This window comes from Mycobacterium nebraskense (assembly GCF_002102255.1).
Lineage (GTDB): Bacteria > Actinomycetota > Actinomycetes > Mycobacteriales > Mycobacteriaceae > Mycobacterium > Mycobacterium nebraskense.
The window spans coordinates 56,602-75,467 of sequence record NZ_LQPH01000185.1; the positions used below are offsets into that span (position 1 = coordinate 56,602).

Sequence of the window (18,866 nt, forward strand, 5' to 3'; positions counted from 1 at the left end):
AGAGGCAGCATGACCACACTCGACTCTCCCGAAAAGACGCTGTTCACCTCGACAACCCAAGCTTTTCTGGAAAAGGAAGCGCCGCTGCGCCGCGTGCGGGAGTTGCACGCCGCGGGGGTGTCGTTTGACCCGGCCTGGTGGCGGCGCGCGGCGGAGCTCGGCTGGACCGGCCTGCTGGTGCCGGAGGAATTGGGTGGCGGCAGCGTCTCCGGCAGCGGCCTGGCGGATCTGGCCATGGTCGCCGAACAGCTCGGGAAGACCGTGGCGCCCGGGCCCTTGTATCCGGTCAGCGTCGTGCTGGGCGCGCTCGTCGAGTGCGCGGACCGGCAATCGCACACTGCCACCATCGAGGCGCTGATGTCCGGTGAAACCGTGGCGTCGTGGGCGGTTTCGGAGCCGGGCCAGGGCTGGGCGCCGCTGAATCCGTCGGTGACGGCCACCCCGACCGATTCGGGCTACCGCATCGACGGCACGAAGGACCGGGTCGAGGCCGGCGCGCAGAGCGCGGTGTTGCTGGTCGTGGCGCGCTGCGGTGACGAGCTCCGCCAGTTTCTGGTTCCCACGGATGCGCCGGGCGTCACGATCGTGCCCCAGCAGTCGGTCGACCTGGTCAAGCAATATGCCCGGGTGCATTTCGACGGTGTGATGGTGGACCGATCGGCGGCCGTCGGCACCGCCGCCGAGACCGCCGCGCTGGTCGATCGTCAGAGCCAAATCGCCCAGGTCCTGCAGTGCGCCGAGGTGGTCGGCATTTCGCAGACGGTGTTCGACCTGACCGTCCAGTGGGCGCTGGACCGGCACACGTTCGGGCGCCCGCTGGCGTCCTACCAGGCCCTCAAACACAAGTTCGCCGACATGAAGCTGTGGCTGGAAGCCTGCCGCGCCACCACCGCCGCGGCGGTCGCCGACGTTGCCGCCAACTCACCCGGGGCGGGCCTGTCGGCTAGCATCGCCAAGTCCTACGTGGGCGAGATGGCCGGCCAGATCGTCCAGGCCTGTGTGCAGATGCACGGGGGCATCGGCGTCACCTGGGAGCACGACCTGCACCTCTACCTGCGCCGGATTACGTTGTATCGCTCCATGTTCGGTACACCGGAGGAACACAACCTGCGCGTGTATGAATACGAGAAGGCAGGTCGTTCGAACAGATGACGCCGACCGAATCCGTCGCCGAGTTCGCGGCGCGGGCCAAGGCATGGCTGGCGGACAACATGCCACCCATCGATCCTGAGTCCCCGCCGCCCGCCCCGCGCGACGACGAACGATCCTGGCTACGCGCCCGGGAACTGCAAAAGCGGTTGTACGAAGGCGGATTCGCCGGGATCTGCTTTCCGCGCGAGTACGGCGGCTTAGGCCTGGACTACGAGTATCAGAAGGCGTTCGACGCGGAATCCCTCACCTACGAGATGCCGCTGATCCTCAACACCCCCACGTTCACCATCTGCTGCGCCACGCTGCTCGACACCGGCAGCGAAGAGCAAAAGAAGCAACACATCGCCGCAGCGCTGCGCGGCGACGAGGTGCTGGTGCAGTTGTTGTCCGAGCCAAGCGGCGGGTCCGACCTGGCCGGCGTCATCACCCGGGCCGAACGCCACGGCGACCGCTGGGTACTCAACGGGGCCAAGACGTGGAGCACCAGCGCGTTCGCCGCCGATTACGGATTGTGTCTGGCCCGCACCGATTGGGATGTGCCCAAACACGAGGGCTTGACCATGTTCCTGGTGCCCATCGCGCATCCGGGAATTACGTTGCGGCGCATCACCATGCTGAGCGGTTCCACCGAGTTCTGCGAGGAGTTTCTCGACGGGGTGGATGTCGGCGACGACGCCGTCGTCGGGGAGGTCAACGACGGCTGGGCGGTGGCGTCGCGGCAGCTGTACCACGAGCGCCGGGCGGTGGGGCAGGGGTCCGAGTTCGCCAGCGGCAGCGGCAGCGAGGGTGGCAACGCGAGTCCCGTTGACTATGTGGCCCTTATCGAAAAGACGGGACAGGCCGGTAACGAACGCGTGCAGCAGATGGCCGGCCGCGTACTGGTACAGCGCGCGGTGGCCGAGCAGCTGATCGGTCACGTGTACCGCAGCGTCCGAGACGGCGCGCTGCCGCCGGCCGCCGGCACGCTCATCAGGCTGTTCCACGCCGAGACTGTGACCCTGGATGTCGACACCGCCATGGCGATCGCGGGAAGCGCCGGCGTCGTCGGGGAACCGGGCGACGGCCTGGAAGCCGGGCTGCGCTACCTGGCCCGCCAGACCGTCGCGATGGGCGGCGGCACCACGGAGATGGCGCGCAACGTCATCGGCGAGCGTGTGCTGGACTTCCCGCGGGAATACGCCGCCGACCGCGGGGTGCCGTTCAAGCAGGTGCGGCACGGCCAGCGGTCTGACCGTCCCTAGCCCTCGGCGACGAGATTCTCGGCGAGACCACCGGCGACCGGGAGCTGTACCAGCGACAAGACGTGGTGCGCCGGGCTCCCCGGCGGAGCCACCAGCACATACTCGCTGCCCTGTCGTTGTGCTCGGTCGCGCGCGGCGGCCAGTGCGCTGACGCCGGCCGAGCCGAGCTGGGTCACCGCGCTGAGATCGATCGTCAACGGCGCGACGCCGGAACGGCTTTCGACCGCGATCAGCCGATCCAGCGTGGAAGCGCTGTTGGAGTCGACGTCGCCGCTGACGACGATGCGCCCGGGTTCGGTGACCACGGAGACGAATTCGGAGTTCATCGACTGCTGCTGATCTGCCCGGCTGACGAGCGTGTCGGTGACGAAATTGGCCGGTCGTGACAGGCGGTGCGTCAGGCGGGCGGTGGTGCCACCAGGCCCATGGGTTACGTGCGCGCTGGTCACCAGGGCTTCGGCCATGGCGAGCCCGCGACCACGGCCCTGTTCGCCTTCACGATGGTCCTTCCACTGTCCACGGTCGATGACCGACGCATGCAGGTTGCCGTCGCCGGCTAGCGACGCTTCGACGACGATGCCGTCGGAAACCTCTGTGGCATAACCGTGTTCGACCGCGTTCTCAACGAATTCCGAGATCGCGTGCACGATGTCGGAAATGTCGTCGGCGGCGGCGCCGATGTCGGAGAGCCATTGACGCAAGCGGGCACGCACCGTGCGTGCGGCCTGAATCGTGGCATCCAGCGTCATCTGGAGCGGTGGCGGCGGCGTGCGCCGTTGCGCCGCAAGCAGGGTGATGTCGTCGCTGTAGCCGGTCGACCGCAGCAGCAATTCCAAAGTCTCCGAACAGATACGGTCGATGGGGCGCGCCGAGGACTCGATGACGAACCCGCCCTGGCCGCCGGCGATGTTGGCGGCCAAGTCGGCGAATTCGGCGGTGCTGGCCATTAGCGGCCGGCCGGGGCGTTCGATCAGGCCGTCGGTGTAGAGCATGACCGCGTCGCCCACGCCGAGGAATTCGGTGCGCACCGGGAAACCCGTGCCGCTGCCCAGCGGGCCGGCCCCGGACGGCTCGAGGTAGCGCGCGTCGGCCTCCGCCCCGACGAACAGCGGCGGTGGGTGACCGGCGGTGCAATACTGGAATTCGCCCGTGGTGAAGTCGAGCGATCCCACGCACACGGTGGCCGACCTCGATCCGGGCACATGTTCGTGGAAGCGGTCGACCGCCGCCAGCGCCTCGGCGACCGGATACCCCGCCAAGATCTGCATCCGCAGCGCGGTGCGCAATTGCGACATCACCGCGGCCGCCTCGACGCCATGGCCGACGACGTCGCCGACGATGAGAACCAGTCGATCGCCAAGGGGGACCGCATCAAACCAGTCGCCGCCGGCCGCTGTGTCCTGCGCGGCGACGAGGTACTCGGCGGCGACGTCGGCGCCGGAGACGACGGGCACCGACGGCGCCAGCAACGCCTGCTGCATGACGGTGGCCGAATCGCGGACGTTGCGGTACCGCTCGGACAACTCCTGCATGCGCGACTCGGCGGCCAGCCGTGCCCGCACCCGGTCGGTCACGTCGACGAAGGCGAGCTGCACGCCCTCGATCGCGCCGTCGTCGCCGTGCCGCGCCGTGACGATGAAGTCGAAGAAGTGTTCTTGTGCTCCCCCCGAGCCCTCGAAGTCAGCCTGTACCCGCCACTCGGTTCCTGACTGTGGCTCGCCCGTCTGGTAGACCCGGTCGAACATTTGTAAGATCTGCTGGCTCTCCAGCTCGGGGTAGACCTCTCGCACGAGGAGCCCGATGCTGTCGATCGGCGGACTGAGCGCGCGGTAGGCGGCGTTGACCGCGACGAATCGATGGTCGGGCCCCTCGAGGCCAACCAATAGCGCGGGGACGTTGTCGAAGGTGCGGCGCACGTCGTCGGCCGCACCCACGGTCCCGTCCCAGTTTCTCTCGGCCGCCATTGGCCGTTCCTCCTACGGACCCCTTCTCGGACCGTGTCCCGCAAGCTGGTCAGAAAGCGCTGAGCACTCGCCAGACACCAAAGTTAAGAGTATCAACGGCAACCCGGTGCTCGATGCAACAGTTTTCCCAGCGTGGCGCGGCTGCACCACTCGGCTGCCAATTTAACCAGTCCGGTTGGTAATTAATCAGCGCGGGTATCACGCGCTCATGGTCAATGTCGTCCCGCGGCGGTTGATCTCGATCTGGCGACGCATCGTGACGTCACCGGTGCTCGCCTTGAATGGCTGGGTGGCCTTCAATCTGCCGCGAACGGTGACCGCATTGGGCGGATCGCTGCTGATGGGCCTGGTGGCCGTGCACGCCTATGTCGTTATTACCGAACCGGGCGCGCCCTTGTACTTCGCTGTCTACTCCGCTCTGCTGGCGCTTTGTTGCCTGACGGCCGCGGCCGCGATGGTGTTCGCCCTCAAACCGCATGTGCCACAGGCGGGCTGGTAGTTCGGCAGCGTGTCTGCATGGCCTTCCTCGCCATCTATATGGTGGCGCTGACATGCCGCAATCCGGATTGCTCCAAGCCGCGCACCGGGATCGTGTTGCCGGAGCGCGACTTTCTCAGCTAAGGGACCGGCGCTTCGGAAGACGCGCCCGCAAACGTCTGAACCGCACAGGGCGGATACCCAATTTCGTCGGCGCCATGCCGGCTCAGCCCGCCGGGGCTAACGTGATGCCCCGGCTCGATGAAGGAAAGTTTCGGCGTTGCAGGCTTACTCGCGTGCCTGCGCCAACCCGGTCAGGCGGAGACGGGTTTTTTCGCCGGAGCGGAAACCTTCATCAGCTTCATCAGGTTGCCGCCCATGATCTTGGCGATGTCCGCCTCGTCGAAGTCGGTGAGTTCGTCAACGAAGGAGATCGGGTCCTTTAGTCCTTCGGGGTGCGGCCAGTCGGAGCCGAAGAGCACCCGGTCGGTACCCACCATCTTGACGATCTCGGTGAACCGGTCCTCCCAGAACGGGGTGATGTAGACGCAGCGCTTGAACGCCTCGATGGGGTCCTCGCTGAACGACTGCGGCATCTTCTTGTAGACGCCCTTGAGACCCTTGAAGAGGTCGGGCACCCAATCGGCGCCGTTCTCGATAGACAGGATCCGCAGCTCCGGGTTGCGGGACAGCGCGCCGTGGCACACCAGCGCACCCATCGCGTCCAGGATCGGCCGATGGCCCATCGCGAAGCTGCGGAATGCGGTCGGCTTGAACGGCAGGAACTCGTCGCCGGGCTCCCACACGTTCGCGAACTCGGAGTAACCACTGTCCGACGCGTGCATCGAGACCGGGAGCTCGGCCTTGATGCAGGCCTGCCAGAACGGGTCGAACTCCTCGAGGCCGAATGAGCGGCTGCCCTTGTAGCCGGGCACCGGCGCCGGGCGGACCAGCACGGTGCGCGCGCCGCGCTCCACGCACCACTGAAGTTCTTCGAGCGCGCGCTCGACGATGGGCAGGGTGATCACCGGGGTGGCGAAGATGCGGTCCTGATAGTTGAACGACCACTGCTCGTACATCCACTCGTTCAGCGCGTGGATGACGTCGTGGGTCATCTCCGGGTCGTCCTTCATGCGCTCCTCGACCAGGCTGGCCAGGGTCGGGAACATCAGGGCGTAGTCGATGCCGAGCTCGTCCATGACCTCCAGCCGCGCGCCCGGTTCGCGGAAGGCGGGGATCGCCTTCATCGGCTCGCCGAGGATCTCGCGGTAGCTCTTACCCTGCGCGCCGTGGCGGAAGTAGTCCTCCTGGGCGCCGGGGCGTGCCACCACCTCGAACGTCGGGTTGGGGATGTACTCGCTGATGTGGCCGCGCACCACGATCTTGGTGCGACCGCGCACCTGCACGTAGTCGATGACGTTCTTGCGCTTCTCCGGCAGGAACTTGGTCAGCGCCTCCTGCGGCTCGTACATGTGGTTGTCCGCGTCGAACACGGGGAAGGAAAGTTCGCGAGACGGCATGGCGATCTCCTTGCGGAAGTCTGGGGTTCTCTGTATGTGGTAATGACGTTACCACTTTCCCGCAGCTAGTTGTACAGGGGTCTTATGCTTCCGCGCCAAGGCCAAGTGTCGGCGTCTTTCCGCTGATGACGGCGAAGTTCACGGTCGCCGTCGCGACGAGCTCATCGTCGGCGTCGCTGTAGATGTCCACCTGCATCACCATCGCCCGTCGCCCGGACCGCAGCATCCTGGGCACCGCCAACGCCGAGCCCTGCCGGATCGGACGCAGGTAACGAATGAAGAGGTCCGCGGTCGTCATCGTGGTGCCCGGCTGCAGGTAATCCAGACCGAACTGTCCACCCGCCACGTCGACGAGCGTCGCAATCAGGCCGCCCTGCAGCGCGCCGGAGGTGTTGACGACGGCCGGGCTGACCGGAATCGTCATCGCGAATTCGCCATCCCGGCTTCCCGGGCGCATGCCGATCTGGGCGAACAACTCGGCCAGCGACGGCGCGCTCGACTCCTCGTCACGCTCCCGGATGCCTAGCGCGCGACTGCAGAATTCATACAGTTGCCCGACGTCGACCGGCGCACCGTTCAATTCCGTTCCCAGCCAATGCAATCGCTGCGCGCCCATCACCGTCTGCATGACGATGGCGGCCGCCGCCCCAACGTCCAGTCCCGGGTTGAAGACACCCTCGGTGATGCCCTGCCCCACGATGTCGCGAATCAGTCGGTGCAAGGGCGAGAGCACCCGGGCGTAATCGCGGGGACGCGTTTCGGCCAAATGCTGGTTGTAGAGCGTCAACGCGCGATTGAGGCTGTCTTGGGTGCTCGATTCCGGTTGCTGGCTGATGCGGTCGATCACCAACTTCAGTGCCGCGGTGCTATCCAGCCCGTCGGTCTCGGCGCGCCAGGTTTCCACCGATTGGGCGATGGTCCGGTCGAAGAGCGCCAGCAGCAACTCGTCCTTGCTGCTGAAATGCTGGTAGAAGGCACGCAACGACGTCTTGGAGCGGGCGACGACCTCCTGCACGGTGAAGTCGGTGCGCCCGGTTTCGCCCAAGATCTCAACGGCAGTCTTGATGAACCGGTCGCCGCGCGTCACTTCAGCGTCGTCGCCAAGGTCGGCCATGAGCGCTTCGTCCCCTTCCTCGGCGCGGTGGTCGCGCTGTGAGAATGAGGTTACCGCGAGCCCCCGGTGTATCCGAGAAACCGGAGATTCCGGTCGGCACACGGTTCAGGGCCGACGCGACGGCGTGGCGCGTCGTCGCGCGGCTTTGCCGTCACGATCCGCTCTACCAGCCATGATTCAGGGATTAGGCTGCTGGAATGGCAACGAGCGTGTCCGGGAAAGTTGCATTCGTCACCGGCGGCGCGTCCGGCATCGGCGCGGCGTTGACGACCGAGCTGGTCGACGGGGGCGCCGAGGTTTGGATCGCCGATCGGCAGATCGGCCCTGCGCAGGAGTTCGCACAACGCCTCAACAGCGGCGGTGGTAACGCGCACGCGATCGAGCTCGATGTGCGCGACTACCCATCGTTTGAGCGCGCCATCGCCGAGGTGGTGCAGCGCTCTGCGCGGATCGACTACCTGTTCAATAATGCCGGCATCGGAGTCGCCGGTGAGGTTGACAAATACACGCTCGACGACTGGGACGACGTCTTCGATGTGAATCTGCGCGGCGTCGTGCACGGTATTCAAGCGGTGTATCCGATCATGATCCGGCAGCACTCCGGGCATATCGTGAACACAGCCTCCATGGCCGGTCTCATGACAACTGCGGGCCAGGCAAGCTACACCGCTTCCAAACACGCCGTCGTCGCACTGTCGAAAACGTTACGTCTAGAGGCCGAGCGCCACGGGGTGCAGGTCTCGGTGCTCTGCCCTGGCGTGATCCGGACCCCGATCCTTACTGGCGGCAAGTACGGACGGACTGATATGGCAGGCATCAGCAACGAGGAAATCCTCAAAATGTGGGAGCGGCTACACCCGCTGGCACCTGAAAAATTTGCCGAGCGCGCGCTTCGTGCCGTGTTGCGTGGAGACGCGATCATCGTGGTGCCCGGCTGGTGGAAGGCATTTTGGTACCTTGAGCGGCTCTCGCCAGCGTTGTCGATGCGAGCCGCAAAAGCAATGCTAAAGCGCGCTCGTCGAATGGAGCAGGCCTCGGCGCCGTAGGCGGGTTGACGATCGGCCTGGGCACGGTGCCTGCCCCGGAGGTCCTGCAAATGACAACGGTGACAACGGATTTCAAGGTCGTGAGTGGTTAGTGTGCCGTCTCGACTCGCGAAGTGCGGCTGATGGCGGACCTGCCCGCCGACTTGGTCGCCTCCTTGAAAGCAGCGCGGGCGGTCAGCCGCTCGGGCGGGGATTCCGGCTGAGTGATTGACCTGGGTCGCCGCGACGACTGTTGGCGCCCTGCTGGTAGGCGGTCCCAGACTTCGGTTAGGACGAAATCGCGATGGATTTGGTTTCCAGATAGCCGTCGATGCCCTCGGGTCCCAGTTCGCGACCGTAGCCGCTGCCCTTGACGCCGCCGAAGGGAGCGAACGGGTCCATGGTGTAGCCCTGGTTGATGCCGAGGGTGCCGCTGCGCACGCGTGCGGCGATCGACAGAGCCCGGTCGGTGTCAGCGGTCCACACCGATCCGGCCAGGCCGTAGTCGGAGTCGTTGGCGATTGCGACTGCGTCGTCCTCGTCGCGGTAGGGGATGACGGTGATCACGGGGCCGAAGATCTCTTCGCGGGCGATGCGCATGCTGTTGGCGGCGGAGGCAAACAGGGTCGGCGCGACGTACCAGCCGCGGTCGAGCCCGTCGGGCATTGCGGTCCCGCCGGTGACGAGCTGTGCGCCTTCGTCCTGGCCGATCTGGATGTAGTCGCGAACGCGCTTCTGTTGGCGGCGGGAGACCAGCGGGCCCATCTGGGTGCCGGGATCGCTGGGATCGCCCACTCGCAGGGTGGTCATCTCCGCAGCGAGCGCGTCGACGTACTCGTCGTGGCGGTGGCGGGGGACCAGCACGCGGGTCAACGCGTTGCAGATTTGGCCACTGTTCGACAGGCTGGCCGATCGCACGCCGGCCGCGACCGTCTGGGGTGCGGCGTCGTCGAGGATGATGGCGGCCGATTTGCCGCCGAGCTCGAGACTGACCTTCGTGAGGTTCGCCCCGCACGCGGCTGCCACGGCCCGCCCCGCCGCCGTCGATCCCGTGAACGACACTTTGTCCACACCGGGGTGTGATACCAGGAGTTCACCGACGGCACTGTCGCCGGGCAGGATGCTGACCACGCCCGGGGGCAGGTCGATCTGGTCGAGCATCTCGGCCAAAAGCAATGCGTCCAAGGGCGATTCGGGCGCAGGTTTGAGCAGAACGGTGCAACCGGCGAGCAGCGCGGGCACCAGTTTGGTGGCGATGAGGAATTGGGGCATGTTCCACGGCACGATGGCGGCGACCACGCCAACGGGTTCCTTGCGCACATGCACATCGGCACCGAAGAAGCCGCGGCGCGTCTCCTGCCAGGTGTGCCGCTCGGCGAGATCGCAAAATGCGCGCATCATCATCGCGGGCAGGCCGACTTGGGCACGCTGGGCGAAGGTAATGGGCGCACCGATCTCGGCCGTGATGACGCCGGCCATCTCTGCGCGCCGTTGGTCGTAGACGTCGGCGAGTCGCCGGATCGCCGCGATGCGTTCAGCGGGGTCGGTCCGGCCCCAGGCCCCCGAGTCGAACGCTGCGTGAGCGGCGTTGACCGCCGCTTCGACGTCTGCCGGTCCGGCGGCGACCACTTCGGCGATGGGTTCCTCGGTGTGCGGGGAGATGACTTCGAATATCTCTGCGTGCGACAGCACGGAGCTGCCCGGAGCGATCCGCAACCCAAGGTCTTGATCCATCGAGGACTCCCATCGGCAATATCAACTACTTGCGATTATGCGGTCGAGCATATACCGTCGGCCCCGACGGAGTCCTACGGAATCACTGAAACCGGATGGCTGCGCGGCCATTCGGAGTGAACCGGCCGTCGGGGGGCCCGTGTGAGATCGGATCGGATAGGAGCGCTCATGGCTCGATTCCCCAAGCCGCCGGAGGGCAGCTGGACGCAGCATTACCCCGAGCTGGGAACTGGACCGGTCTCGTATGAGGATTCCATCAGCCCGGAGATCCACGAATTGGAACGCGAGGCCATTTTCAAGCGTGCCTGGCTCAACGTTGGTCGCGTTGAACAACTCTCGCGCGCGGGTAGCTACTTCACCAGAGAGCTCAAGGTTGTCAACACCTCGATCATCCTGGTGCGCACGAAATCCGGGGCCATCAAGGCCTATCACAACGTGTGCCGTCACCGCGGGAACAAGCTGGTGTGGAATGACATGCCGCTCGAGGAGACCAGCGGTGTGTGCCGCCAGTTCACCTGCAAATACCACGCCTGGCGGTACGACCTCGACGGCAACCTGACGTTCGTACAGCAGGAGGGGGAGTTCTTCGACCTCGACAAGAGCCGCTACGGCTTGGTACCGGTGCACTGCGACGTGTGGGAAGGCTTCATCTTCGTCAACTTCGCGAAGAAGCCCGAACAGTCGTTGCGCGAATTCCTCGGGCCGATGGTCACCGCGCTGGACGGATATCCGTTCGACAAGATGACCTCGCGCTGGTACTACCGCTCGGAGGTCAAGGCGAACTGGAAGCTCTACATGGACGCGTTCCAGGAGTTCTATCACGCGCCGGTGCTGCACGCGAACCAGTCACCAGCCGCGTACTCAAAAGCGGCCGCAGAGGCCGGTTTTGAGGCCCCGCATTACCGATTGGAAGGCCCGCACCGGCTGGTCAGCACGTCGGGTGTGCGGGCGTGGGAGATGTCGGCGGAGATGCGCAAGCCGATGGAGGACATCTGCCAGAGCGGGCTGTTCGGGCCATGGGATAAACCGGATCTGGGGGAGATGCCCGCCGGGCTCAACCCGGCGAAATGTGATCCATGGGGGCTGGACTCTTTCCAGCTGTTCCCCAACTTCGTGATCCTGTTCTGGGGCCAGGGCTGGTATCTGACTTACCACTACTGGCCGACTTCGTATAACTCCCACATCTTCGAGGGAACGCTGTACTTCCCGGCGCCGCGCACCCCGCGTGAGCGCGTCGCCCAGGAACTCGCGGCCGTCTCGTTCAAGGAATACGGGCTGCAGGACGCCAACACGCTGGAGGCAACTCAAAGCATGATCGAGTCGCGTGTAATCGATCGGTTCGTGCTCAACGACCAGGAGATCCTGCTGCGACACTTGCACAAGGAGACCGCCGCATGGATCGATCAGTATCGCCGTACCTCGGCGGCGGGGGTGTGACCGCGATGTCCCCCATGCTGCCAAGCGAATTCGCCGACCTGGAGCAATTCGCGGACTGGTGTCTGCCTTCTGAACCGGAGCGCTATGCCAAGAGGCTGGCGAGCACCATGACCGAGATGAAGGCCTTTTACGACGCGATCACGCCCCGGGCGGAAGAGGCCCTCGCGTATTGCGACAAGTTCGCCCTCGATGACTTGCCCGACGACGTGCTGAATCTCATGCACCTGCTGTATTCGATGATCATGGTGTCGTTTCCGGTGGAGTGCTGGAAGCAACCCCGGGTGCCCGACTCCGGAGCGTCCACCCTGGATTGCGTGTCCGAGCCCGTTCCATGACCACCGTCCTGCGGGCGGCGCGGTGGGGCGACGTGGTCGACGGCCAGGTTCGTTCACCGGCCGTTGTGGTCGTCGAGGGTGAGCGCATCGCTGCCGTCAATCCCGAAGGCGGCGTGCCGGATTCGGCAACGGTCATCGACCTGGGAGACGTCACGCTGCTGCCGGGCCTGATGGATATGGAACTCAACCTGCTGATCGGCGGCCCCGGCGGACCAGAGGGTCTGCCGTCGCCGATGCACGGTGTCCAGGACGACCCGGCCTACCGGACGTTGCGCGGTGCGGTCAACGCGCGCACCACGCTGGACGCGGGTTTCACCACGGTGCGCAACCTGGGGTTGATGGTCAAGACCGGGGGTTACCTGCTCGACGTTGCGCTGCAGCGCGCCATCGACCAGGGCTGGCACGCCGGCCCGCGCATCTATCCCGCCGGTCACGCCGTCACGCCCTACGGCGGGCACCTGGATCCGACGGTGTTCCAGCGGCTCGCGCCCGGGATCATGCCGTTGTCGTTGGCGGAGGGCATCGCCAACGGTGTCCCGGACGTAATCGCCTGTGTTCGCTACCAAATTCGCCATGGCGCGAAGCTGATCAAGGTGTCGGCGTCCGGCGGGGTTATGTCCCACAGCACGGCCCCGGGCGCCCAGCAATACTCCGACGCCGAGTTCGCCGCGATCGCCGACGAAGCCCACCGCGCCGGGGTGCGGGTGGCCGCGCACGCCGTGGGCGACACCGCGATCCAGGCGTGCATCCGCGCCGGAATCGACTGCATCGAACACGGCTTCCTGGCGAGCGACGAGACGATCCAGATGATGGTCGACCACGGCACTTTCCTGGTCTCCACCACGTATTTGACCGAGGCTATGGCGGTCGACCGGATTGCACCGGAGCTGCGCAAGAAAGCCGAGGAGGTCTTTCCTCGGGCGAAAGCCATGCTGCCGAAGGCGATTGCCGCCGGTGTGCGCATCGCGTGCGGCAGCGACGCGCCGGCGATTCCGCACGGCCACAACGCCAAGGAGCTTGGCGCGCTGGTGAAGCGCGGTATGACGCCGATGCAGGCGATCCGGGCCGCCACCGTCGTGGCCGCGGAGCTCATCGACGCCGACGACGAGCTGGGCCGGCTGGCGCCCGGCTACCTCGCCGACATCATCGCCGTGCCCGGCGATCCCTCGCAGGACATCGACACCACTCTCGAGGTGCCGTTCGTCATGAAGGGTGGCGAGATCTTCAAGCAGGGAGGCAGCGATGGAACTCACCGATAACATCCTGTGGTTGCTCAAGCAGGCCTTCTATTACTCGCTGACGACGATCAACGACGCGATGCGCGTGCACGGGGTCAGCACCGCCCAGATCGGTGTGCTGCGCCAACTCGCCAACGAGCCCGGCCTTTCCGGCGCTGAACTGGCCCGGCGCCTGTTGATCAGCCCGCAAGGGGTCCAGCTCGCGCTGACCGCCCTGGAGCGCCGCGGGCTGGTCGAAAGGAAGCGCGATCCCCAGCATGGCCGGATACTGCAGGCCTACCTCACGGGGGAGGGTCGCAACGTCGCCGAGACGGTCGTCAACGATGCGATCATCGCGCACGAGCGGGTGTTCGGCGTGCTCAGCGTGCAAGAGCAGCAAACCCTCCGTGAACTTCTGGGGCGCGTCGTCGAAAAGGGCACCGGCCATGAGCTTTTCAATGACCACGTGGAGAACTGAGGAGGCAAGTCTCTAGTACTTGATATTAATCGCAAGTAGTTGATATTGTCGGAGGGATGCCAGAGCCCACTGCGACCGCCGGGGCGGGGTCGCGCGATAGCGACGGAATCGTGACCGAGGAAGTGACCATAGAGCTGGACCGGCGCACCACCACGGTGCCCTACAGTGCGGGCGATACGTTGCTTCAGACCGCCCGCATGGCGGGTTTGGCGGCACCGTCCTCGTGCGAAACCGGTTCGTGCGCAACCTGCATGGCGCGCCTGACGCGCGGGAGCGCCCGGATGCTCAACAATGACGCACTCGACGACGACGAGGTCAACGACGGCTGGGTTCTGACCTGCCAAGCGCTGCCGACCAGCCGCACGGTGCGCGTGGTCTACGAGTGAACGGACAGGAGAACAACCGCAATGGGGCGGACTCAATGAGCCGGGTGGCCGTGGTGACGGGCGGCGCCTCGGGCATGGGCGAAGCCACCTGCCACGAATTGGGTCGGCGCGGGCACAAGGTCGCGGTCCTTGACGTCAATGAACAAGCGGCGCAACGTGTCACCGAAGATCTGCGCGCCGAGGGCGTCACCGCGATCGGCGTGAGCGCCGATGTCACCGACAGGCCCGCGCTCGAGCAGGCATTCGCCAAGGTCCGCAGCGAGATGGGCGCGGTCACGGTGTTGGTGACCAGTGCCGGACTTTTCGATTTCTCGGCCTTCGCCGACATCACCGCCGAATCTTGGGCGCGGATCATCGACGTCAATCTGACCGGGACGTTTCACTGCTGCCAAATCGCGCTGCCGGACATGGTTGACGCCAAATGGGGCAGGATCGTGATGATCTCGTCGTCAAGCGCTCAACGCGGCTCACCGTTCGCCGCCCATTACGCGGCATCCAAAGGCGGGGTGATCACCTTGACCAAGTCGCTTGCGCGCGAGTATGCGTCGCACGGGATCACGGTCAACAACATCCCGCCGTCGGGCATCGAGACGCCGATGCAGCATCAGGGCCAGGCTGCCGGCTACCTGCCATCCAACGACCAGATCGCCGCCAACATCCCGCTGGGCTATCTGGGCACGGGGGCGGACGTCGCCGCGGCGGTGGGATTCTTGTGCTCGGAGGAAGCCAGGTTCATCACCGGCCAGGTCTTGGGCGTCAACGGCGGAGCGGTTTTGTGACAACCGTTCGGGCGCCGATGTTTTCGGCTTCTGCGTCGATCAGGAGGTTCACATGACGCGATCAGGCAGGCCGCCGGAGGGCTCCTGGACCGAACACTATCCCGAACTGGGTACCGGTCCGGTGTCATTCAGCGACTCCACCTCGCCGGAGTTCTACGAACTCGAACGCGAAGCGATCTTCAAACGCGCCTGGCTGAACATCGCCCGCGTGGAGGAGCTGCCCCGCGTGGGCAGCTACCTCACCAAAGAGATCGAGGCAGCCCGCACTTCGGTCATTTTGGTGAAGGGGCGAGACGAGCGCATCCGCGCCTTCTACAACGTCTGTCGTCACCGGGGAAACAAGCTGGTGTGGAACGACTTTCCCGCCCAGGAGACCCGCGGCACCTGCCGGCAATTCACCTGCAAGTACCACGGTTGGCGCTACGATCTCGAGGGCGCCTTGAAATTCGTGCAGCAGCAAGCCGAGTTCTTCGACTTCGACCCGTCCGAGTACGGACTGCGACCCGTGCACTGTGACGTCTGGAACGGGTTCGTTTTTATCAACTTCGACCCCGAACCGCGGCAGACTTTGCGGGAATTCCTCGGGCCCATGGTCACCGGTCTCGACGGTTACCCCTTCGACAAATTGACCGAACGCTACGAATGGGTGGCGCACAACAACAGCAACTGGAAGATCTTCGCCGACGCGTTTCAGGAGTACTACCACGTACCTTCCCTGCATCCGCAACAAGTGCCGCCCGACGTGCGAGACCCCAACGCCGGATTCACCTGTGGGCACTTCCAGATCGACGGTCCGCACCGGCTGGTGTCGACCGCCGGGCGACGGCGGTGGTTGCTGCCCCCGGAGTACATGTATCCGATCGAGCGCGCCACCCAGAGCGGACTGGTCGGCCCGTGGCGCACACCGGATATCGGGGCGCTACCACCCGGCCTCAATCCGGGCGGCATCGAGCCCTGGGGCATCAGCAATTTCCAGATCTTCCCCAACATCGAAATATTGATCTACGGCGGCTGGTACCTGCTGTACCGGTATTGGCCCACCTCACACAACACGCATCGTTTTGAGGCCTATACGTACTTCCACCCCGCCCGCAGTGTGCGCGAACGCGTCGAACACGAAGTCGCATCGGTGGTGCTCAAGGAGTTCGCGCTGCAGGACGCGGGGATGCTCGGTGGGACGCAGGCCGCACTGGAATACGGCATCGTCGATGAGTTTCCGCTCAACGACCAGGAAATACTGGTACGCCACCTGCACAAAGTCGTCGTCGACTGGGTTGATGCGTACCGGCGCGAACGTGCCTCCGAGCCGGCAGGAGTGTAACCCCATGTCAGATGCCATGCTGCCCAGCGCTTTCGCCGAATTGGAGAAGTACGCCCAAAGGTGGTGTCTGGCCACGGAAACCGAACGCTGGAACGCCCGGATCGCCAGCACGATGCCCGAGATGCACGAGTTCTACGACGCGTTCTTCCCGAGGCTCGAAGAGGCCATCGATTACTGCGACAAGTTCCCGCTCGACAACCTGCCCGACGACGCGCTCAACCTCCTGCGCATGATCTATTCGTTGATCATGGTCGCGATGGCGGTGGAGATCATGCACCAACCCGCGCCCGTCAGCGCCGCCGACGCGGTCATGATCCGCACCGTCGAGCCGTCGCCTTGACGGCAAGGCCCACACTTTAATTAGGAAGGACAGACCATGAGTCTGCTCACCATCAACAAGCTCACCGCGTCCGTCGGCGCGGAAGTCAGCGGCCTCGATCCGGCCCGCCTGGCTTCCGACGACCCGGTCGGTGAAGCGGTCCTGGATGCGTTGGAGGACAACGGAGTCCTGGTGTTCCGCGGCCTGCGGCTCGATCCTGAGGTCCAGGTCGCCTTCTGCCGTCTACTCGGCGAGGTCGATCACTCTGCTGACGGTCACCACCCGGTCGCGGGGATCTATCCGATCTCGCTGAACCCGGCCAAGAATTCCTCGGCGGAAATCTTGAAGGCCACGTTCGACTGGCACATCGATGGATGCACGCCGCTCGGCGACGAATGCCCGCAGAAGGCCACCGTCCTGTCGGCCGTGCAGGTCGCCGAATGGGGTGGCGAAACCGAATTCGCCAACTCATATGCCGCCTACGAGGAACTGACCGACGAAGAAAAGGACCGCTTCGGCTCGCTTCGCGTCGTGCACTCGCTGGAGGCCTCTCAGCGACGCGTTCATCCCGACGCGGGTCCGGAGCAGGTGGCCCGCTGGCGATCGCGGCGGACCCATGAGCACCCGCTGGTGTGGACGCACCGCAGTGGCCGCAAGTCGCTGGTGCTCGGCGCGTCGGCCGACTACGTGGTGGGCATGGATGTCGACGAGGGCCGCGCGCTGCTCCACGACTTACTCGAGCGGGCCACGGGGGCGGACAAGGTGTACAGCCACAAGTGGTCGGTGGGGGACACCGTCATCTGGGACAACCGCGGAGTGCTCCACCGCGCGGCCCCGTACGATCCCACGTCGCAGCGCGAGATGCTGCGCACGACCGTGCTCGGCGACGAACCGATCCAATAAGTTGCCAAGGCAAGCAGTCCGCCGGCTGCCCCGCTATGGCACGGTTGGCGTGTGCTGAGAAAAGCGCTGACCGCCGGGACCATCCTTGCGCTGCAGGCGTTCGCCCCGCCGGCCGCCGCGGACCAGGACAATTACGTGGCTTTCCTGTCCCCGTCACGCAACATCAGCTGCGAGATCGACTATCAGCGCCGCGGCATACCCGACGAAACGTTCTGCTTCACCGGCTCGCCACCGGCGTCCGTACGGATGGACACCGATGGTGTCCTCTCACGCTGCGCGGGCGAAAGCTGTCTGGCCAATCCGGCGGAGGGCACCCCGATCCTCGGCTACGGCCAGACGATCGCGGCCGGCCCGTTCACGTGTCGATCGGAGACAGGTGGGGTGACGTGCACCGTCGTTTCGGGCCGTGGGTTCACCATATCGAGCTCGGGAATCACGCCGGTCGGCTGACCATTCCGGCATCGGCGCGGCTCTGACAACCAAACTGGTCGACGGCAGCGCTGAGGTCTGGATCGCCGATCGTCAGATCGGCCCGGCGCAGGAGATGGCACACCGCCTCGACGGTGGCGGCGGAAAAGCACATGCGATCGAGCTCGATGTGCGCGACTACCCGTCGTTCCAGCGCGCCGTCGCCGAGGCGGTAGGGCAATCCGGACGTATCGACTACCTGTTCAACAACGCCGGCATCGGTGTCTCCGGTGAGGTCGACTCGTACACTCTCGAGGACTGGAACGACGTGTTTTGACGTGAACCCGCGCGGTGTGGTGCACGGCATCCAGGCGGTCTATCCGATGATGATCCGCCAGCATTCCGGACACATCGACCAGTCGGATCAGGGAACGCTGTCCCACTGCTCGTCTTGTACATCGGCGATGCAGTGATAGGCGATCACCGGAGTCCCCGGGTTCGCAACGCCGCCGTTGATGTTGAGGCAGGGACCGAGAGCGCTCGTCACCTGGCCGTTCGGCTGGGCAGTCCAACGCTGGTTGTTCCCATTGAGCTGACAGGGCGACAGCATCGCCGGGGTGGTATCGGCTGCGTCGCTGATACTCACGCAACTCCCCGGGAAGGCGACGCTCGCGATCTGACCGGCAGCGTTGAAATCCCATAACTGGGTTTTCGACCCATCACAGGGGTTAACCATCGTCGCCGTGTTGTTGCCATTCGGGGCGTCGAGGCACACATTGGCCAATCGGCTCCTCAACTGGGCCGGGCCGGCGGCGCTCGCCGCACCAGCGCTCAGCAGCGCGACGCCCAACACGGCGCCGATCATGACGAGGGCCCAGCGCACACCACCCGTTGATCGCGATCTATGCATTTCAGCTCCCTCCTTTGGTCCCGGCCGACCTCTGCCCGGCATGCCAGGCCGGGGCGATACCGCCACCACCCCGGACGGCCTCAGGTAAAACGATTTTCACCCCAGCCCGCCGCAAACACCACCTTCATCTGCGTCCGACGCTCATG

General features: G+C 65.3%; 18 protein-coding genes and 2 pseudogenes. 15 read left to right on the forward strand and 5 right to left on the reverse strand.

The genetic code is table 11. The annotated features are described in order from the left end of the window. Positions 1–9 precede the first annotated feature (9 nt). Positions 10–1,152: an acyl-CoA dehydrogenase family protein gene (locus tag AWC17_RS30790; RefSeq protein ID WP_046181911.1), complete on the forward strand. Its 1,143-nt coding sequence runs from the start codon at positions 10–12 to the stop codon at positions 1,150–1,152. Continuing rightward, positions 1,149–2,393, forward strand: a complete 1,245-nt coding sequence (locus tag AWC17_RS30795; protein WP_046181912.1) for an acyl-CoA dehydrogenase family protein — start codon at positions 1,149–1,151, stop codon at positions 2,391–2,393. Before AWC17_RS30790 ends, AWC17_RS30795 begins: the two co-directional genes overlap by 4 nt. Here the strand turns inward: AWC17_RS30795 and AWC17_RS30800 are convergent. Beyond that, positions 2,390–4,357: a SpoIIE family protein phosphatase gene (locus AWC17_RS30800; protein ID WP_046181913.1), complete on the reverse strand. Its 1,968-nt coding sequence runs from the start codon at positions 4,355–4,357 to the stop codon at positions 2,390–2,392. The genes AWC17_RS30795 and AWC17_RS30800 overlap by 4 nt on opposite strands. 208 nt (positions 4,358–4,565) lie before the next feature. Here AWC17_RS30800 and AWC17_RS30805 point away from each other — a divergent pair. Then, a pseudogene (locus tag AWC17_RS30805) lies at positions 4,566–4,900 on the forward strand (oxidoreductase); the annotation flags it as partial. Positions 4,901–5,148: 248 nt separating this feature from the next. On the opposite strand, the gene AWC17_RS30810 reads toward AWC17_RS30805, so the two are convergent. Continuing rightward, the gene (locus AWC17_RS30810) at positions 5,149–6,354 is read right to left on the reverse strand and encodes an amidohydrolase family protein (RefSeq protein WP_046181914.1); all 1,206 of its coding nucleotides are present in this window, start codon (positions 6,352–6,354) and stop codon (positions 5,149–5,151) included. Between the two features lie 82 nt (positions 6,355–6,436). Further along, positions 6,437–7,468, reverse strand: a complete 1,032-nt coding sequence (locus AWC17_RS30815; RefSeq protein ID WP_046181915.1) for a hotdog fold thioesterase — start codon at positions 7,466–7,468, stop codon at positions 6,437–6,439. A 197-nt stretch (positions 7,469–7,665) separates the two neighbouring features. On the opposite strand from AWC17_RS30815, the gene AWC17_RS30820 reads away from it, so the two are divergent. Next, positions 7,666–8,514 carry an SDR family NAD(P)-dependent oxidoreductase gene (locus AWC17_RS30820; RefSeq protein WP_046181916.1) on the forward strand — a complete coding sequence of 283 codons (849 nt, stop codon included), beginning with the start codon at positions 7,666–7,668 and terminating at the stop codon, positions 8,512–8,514. 267 nt (positions 8,515–8,781) lie between these two features. Here AWC17_RS30820 and AWC17_RS30825 read toward each other — a convergent pair whose 3' ends face one another. Next, positions 8,782–10,227: an aldehyde dehydrogenase gene (locus tag AWC17_RS30825; protein WP_046181917.1), complete on the reverse strand. Its 1,446-nt coding sequence runs from the start codon at positions 10,225–10,227 to the stop codon at positions 8,782–8,784. 168 nt (positions 10,228–10,395) lie between these two features. On the opposite strand from AWC17_RS30825, the gene AWC17_RS30830 reads away from it, so the two are divergent. From AWC17_RS30830 to AWC17_RS30880, 11 genes and pseudogenes are all read left to right on the forward strand, one after another. Then, positions 10,396–11,664 carry an aromatic ring-hydroxylating oxygenase subunit alpha gene (locus AWC17_RS30830; RefSeq protein WP_046181918.1) on the forward strand — a complete coding sequence of 423 codons (1,269 nt, stop codon included), beginning with the start codon at positions 10,396–10,398 and terminating at the stop codon, positions 11,662–11,664. Further along, complete coding sequence (locus tag AWC17_RS30835) at positions 11,661–11,999, forward strand: hypothetical protein (protein WP_197083331.1); 339 nt, start codon at positions 11,661–11,663, stop codon at positions 11,997–11,999. Before AWC17_RS30830 ends, AWC17_RS30835 begins: the two co-directional genes overlap by 4 nt. Beyond that, the gene (locus tag AWC17_RS30840; RefSeq protein WP_046181919.1) at positions 11,996–13,258 is read left to right on the forward strand and encodes a metal-dependent hydrolase family protein; all 1,263 of its coding nucleotides are present in this window, start codon (positions 11,996–11,998) and stop codon (positions 13,256–13,258) included. Before AWC17_RS30835 ends, AWC17_RS30840 begins: the two co-directional genes overlap by 4 nt. Continuing rightward, positions 13,242–13,694, forward strand: coding sequence for a MarR family winged helix-turn-helix transcriptional regulator (locus AWC17_RS30845; protein ID WP_046181920.1), 453 nt, complete (start codon positions 13,242–13,244; stop codon positions 13,692–13,694). Before AWC17_RS30840 ends, AWC17_RS30845 begins: the two co-directional genes overlap by 17 nt. A 116-nt stretch (positions 13,695–13,810) precedes the next feature. Continuing rightward, positions 13,811–14,080: pseudogene (locus tag AWC17_RS30850) on the forward strand (2Fe-2S iron-sulfur cluster-binding protein); the annotation flags it as partial. 35 nt (positions 14,081–14,115) lie between these two features. Further along, positions 14,116–14,859 carry an SDR family NAD(P)-dependent oxidoreductase gene (locus AWC17_RS30855; protein ID WP_046181937.1) on the forward strand — a complete coding sequence of 248 codons (744 nt, stop codon included), beginning with the start codon at positions 14,116–14,118 and terminating at the stop codon, positions 14,857–14,859. Between the two features lie 52 nt (positions 14,860–14,911). Next, positions 14,912–16,180 carry an aromatic ring-hydroxylating oxygenase subunit alpha gene (locus AWC17_RS30860; protein WP_046181922.1) on the forward strand — a complete coding sequence of 423 codons (1,269 nt, stop codon included), beginning with the start codon at positions 14,912–14,914 and terminating at the stop codon, positions 16,178–16,180. Positions 16,181–16,184: 4 nt separating this feature from the next. Beyond that, positions 16,185–16,520: a hypothetical protein gene (locus tag AWC17_RS30865; protein WP_046181923.1), complete on the forward strand. Its 336-nt coding sequence runs from the start codon at positions 16,185–16,187 to the stop codon at positions 16,518–16,520. 36 nt (positions 16,521–16,556) lie between these two features. Next, on the forward strand, positions 16,557–17,402 hold the full coding sequence (locus AWC17_RS30870; protein ID WP_046181924.1) for a TauD/TfdA dioxygenase family protein: 846 nt from the start codon (positions 16,557–16,559) through the stop codon (positions 17,400–17,402). A 51-nt stretch (positions 17,403–17,453) separates the two neighbouring features. Further along, the gene (locus tag AWC17_RS30875) at positions 17,454–17,852 is read left to right on the forward strand and encodes a hypothetical protein (RefSeq protein ID WP_231588319.1); all 399 of its coding nucleotides are present in this window, start codon (positions 17,454–17,456) and stop codon (positions 17,850–17,852) included. Beyond that, on the forward strand, positions 17,809–18,147 hold the full coding sequence (locus AWC17_RS30880) for an SDR family NAD(P)-dependent oxidoreductase (RefSeq protein ID WP_372517427.1): 339 nt from the start codon (positions 17,809–17,811) through the stop codon (positions 18,145–18,147). The genes AWC17_RS30875 and AWC17_RS30880 overlap by 44 nt, the downstream gene beginning before the upstream one ends. Before the next feature lie 87 nt (positions 18,148–18,234). Here AWC17_RS30880 and AWC17_RS30885 read toward each other — a convergent pair whose 3' ends face one another. After that, positions 18,235–18,762, reverse strand: coding sequence for an Rv1419 family lectin (locus tag AWC17_RS30885; RefSeq protein WP_462498420.1), 528 nt, complete (start codon positions 18,760–18,762; stop codon positions 18,235–18,237). Positions 18,763–18,866 lie beyond the last annotated feature (104 nt).

Bases quoted from the DNA above. Each gene is read 5' to 3' on its own strand.
- AWC17_RS30790 (WP_046181911.1), top strand. From the start codon at position 10: ATGACCACACTCGACTCTCCCGAAAAGACGCTGTTCACCTCGACAACC.
- AWC17_RS30795 (WP_046181912.1), top strand. From the start codon at position 1,149: ATGACGCCGACCGAATCCGTCGCCGAGTTCGCGGCGCGGGCCAAGGCA.
- AWC17_RS30800 (WP_046181913.1), bottom strand. From the start codon at position 4,357: ATGGCGGCCGAGAGAAACTGGGACGGGACCGTGGGTGCGGCCGACGAC.
- AWC17_RS30810 (WP_046181914.1), bottom strand. From the start codon at position 6,354: ATGCCGTCTCGCGAACTTTCCTTCCCCGTGTTCGACGCGGACAACCAC.
- AWC17_RS30815 (WP_046181915.1), bottom strand. From the start codon at position 7,468: ATGGCCGACCTTGGCGACGACGCTGAAGTGACGCGCGGCGACCGGTTC.
- AWC17_RS30820 (WP_046181916.1), top strand. From the start codon at position 7,666: ATGGCAACGAGCGTGTCCGGGAAAGTTGCATTCGTCACCGGCGGCGCG.
- AWC17_RS30825 (WP_046181917.1), bottom strand. From the start codon at position 10,227: ATGGATCAAGACCTTGGGTTGCGGATCGCTCCGGGCAGCTCCGTGCTG.
- AWC17_RS30830 (WP_046181918.1), top strand. From the start codon at position 10,396: ATGGCTCGATTCCCCAAGCCGCCGGAGGGCAGCTGGACGCAGCATTAC.
- AWC17_RS30840 (WP_046181919.1), top strand. From the start codon at position 11,996: ATGACCACCGTCCTGCGGGCGGCGCGGTGGGGCGACGTGGTCGACGGC.
- AWC17_RS30845 (WP_046181920.1), top strand. From the start codon at position 13,242: ATGGAACTCACCGATAACATCCTGTGGTTGCTCAAGCAGGCCTTCTAT.
- AWC17_RS30855 (WP_046181937.1), top strand. From the start codon at position 14,116: ATGAGCCGGGTGGCCGTGGTGACGGGCGGCGCCTCGGGCATGGGCGAA.
- AWC17_RS30860 (WP_046181922.1), top strand. From the start codon at position 14,912: ATGACGCGATCAGGCAGGCCGCCGGAGGGCTCCTGGACCGAACACTAT.
- AWC17_RS30865 (WP_046181923.1), top strand. From the start codon at position 16,185: ATGTCAGATGCCATGCTGCCCAGCGCTTTCGCCGAATTGGAGAAGTAC.
- AWC17_RS30870 (WP_046181924.1), top strand. From the start codon at position 16,557: ATGAGTCTGCTCACCATCAACAAGCTCACCGCGTCCGTCGGCGCGGAA.
- AWC17_RS30885 (WP_462498420.1), bottom strand. From the start codon at position 18,762: ATGCCGGGCAGAGGTCGGCCGGGACCAAAGGAGGGAGCTGAAATGCAT.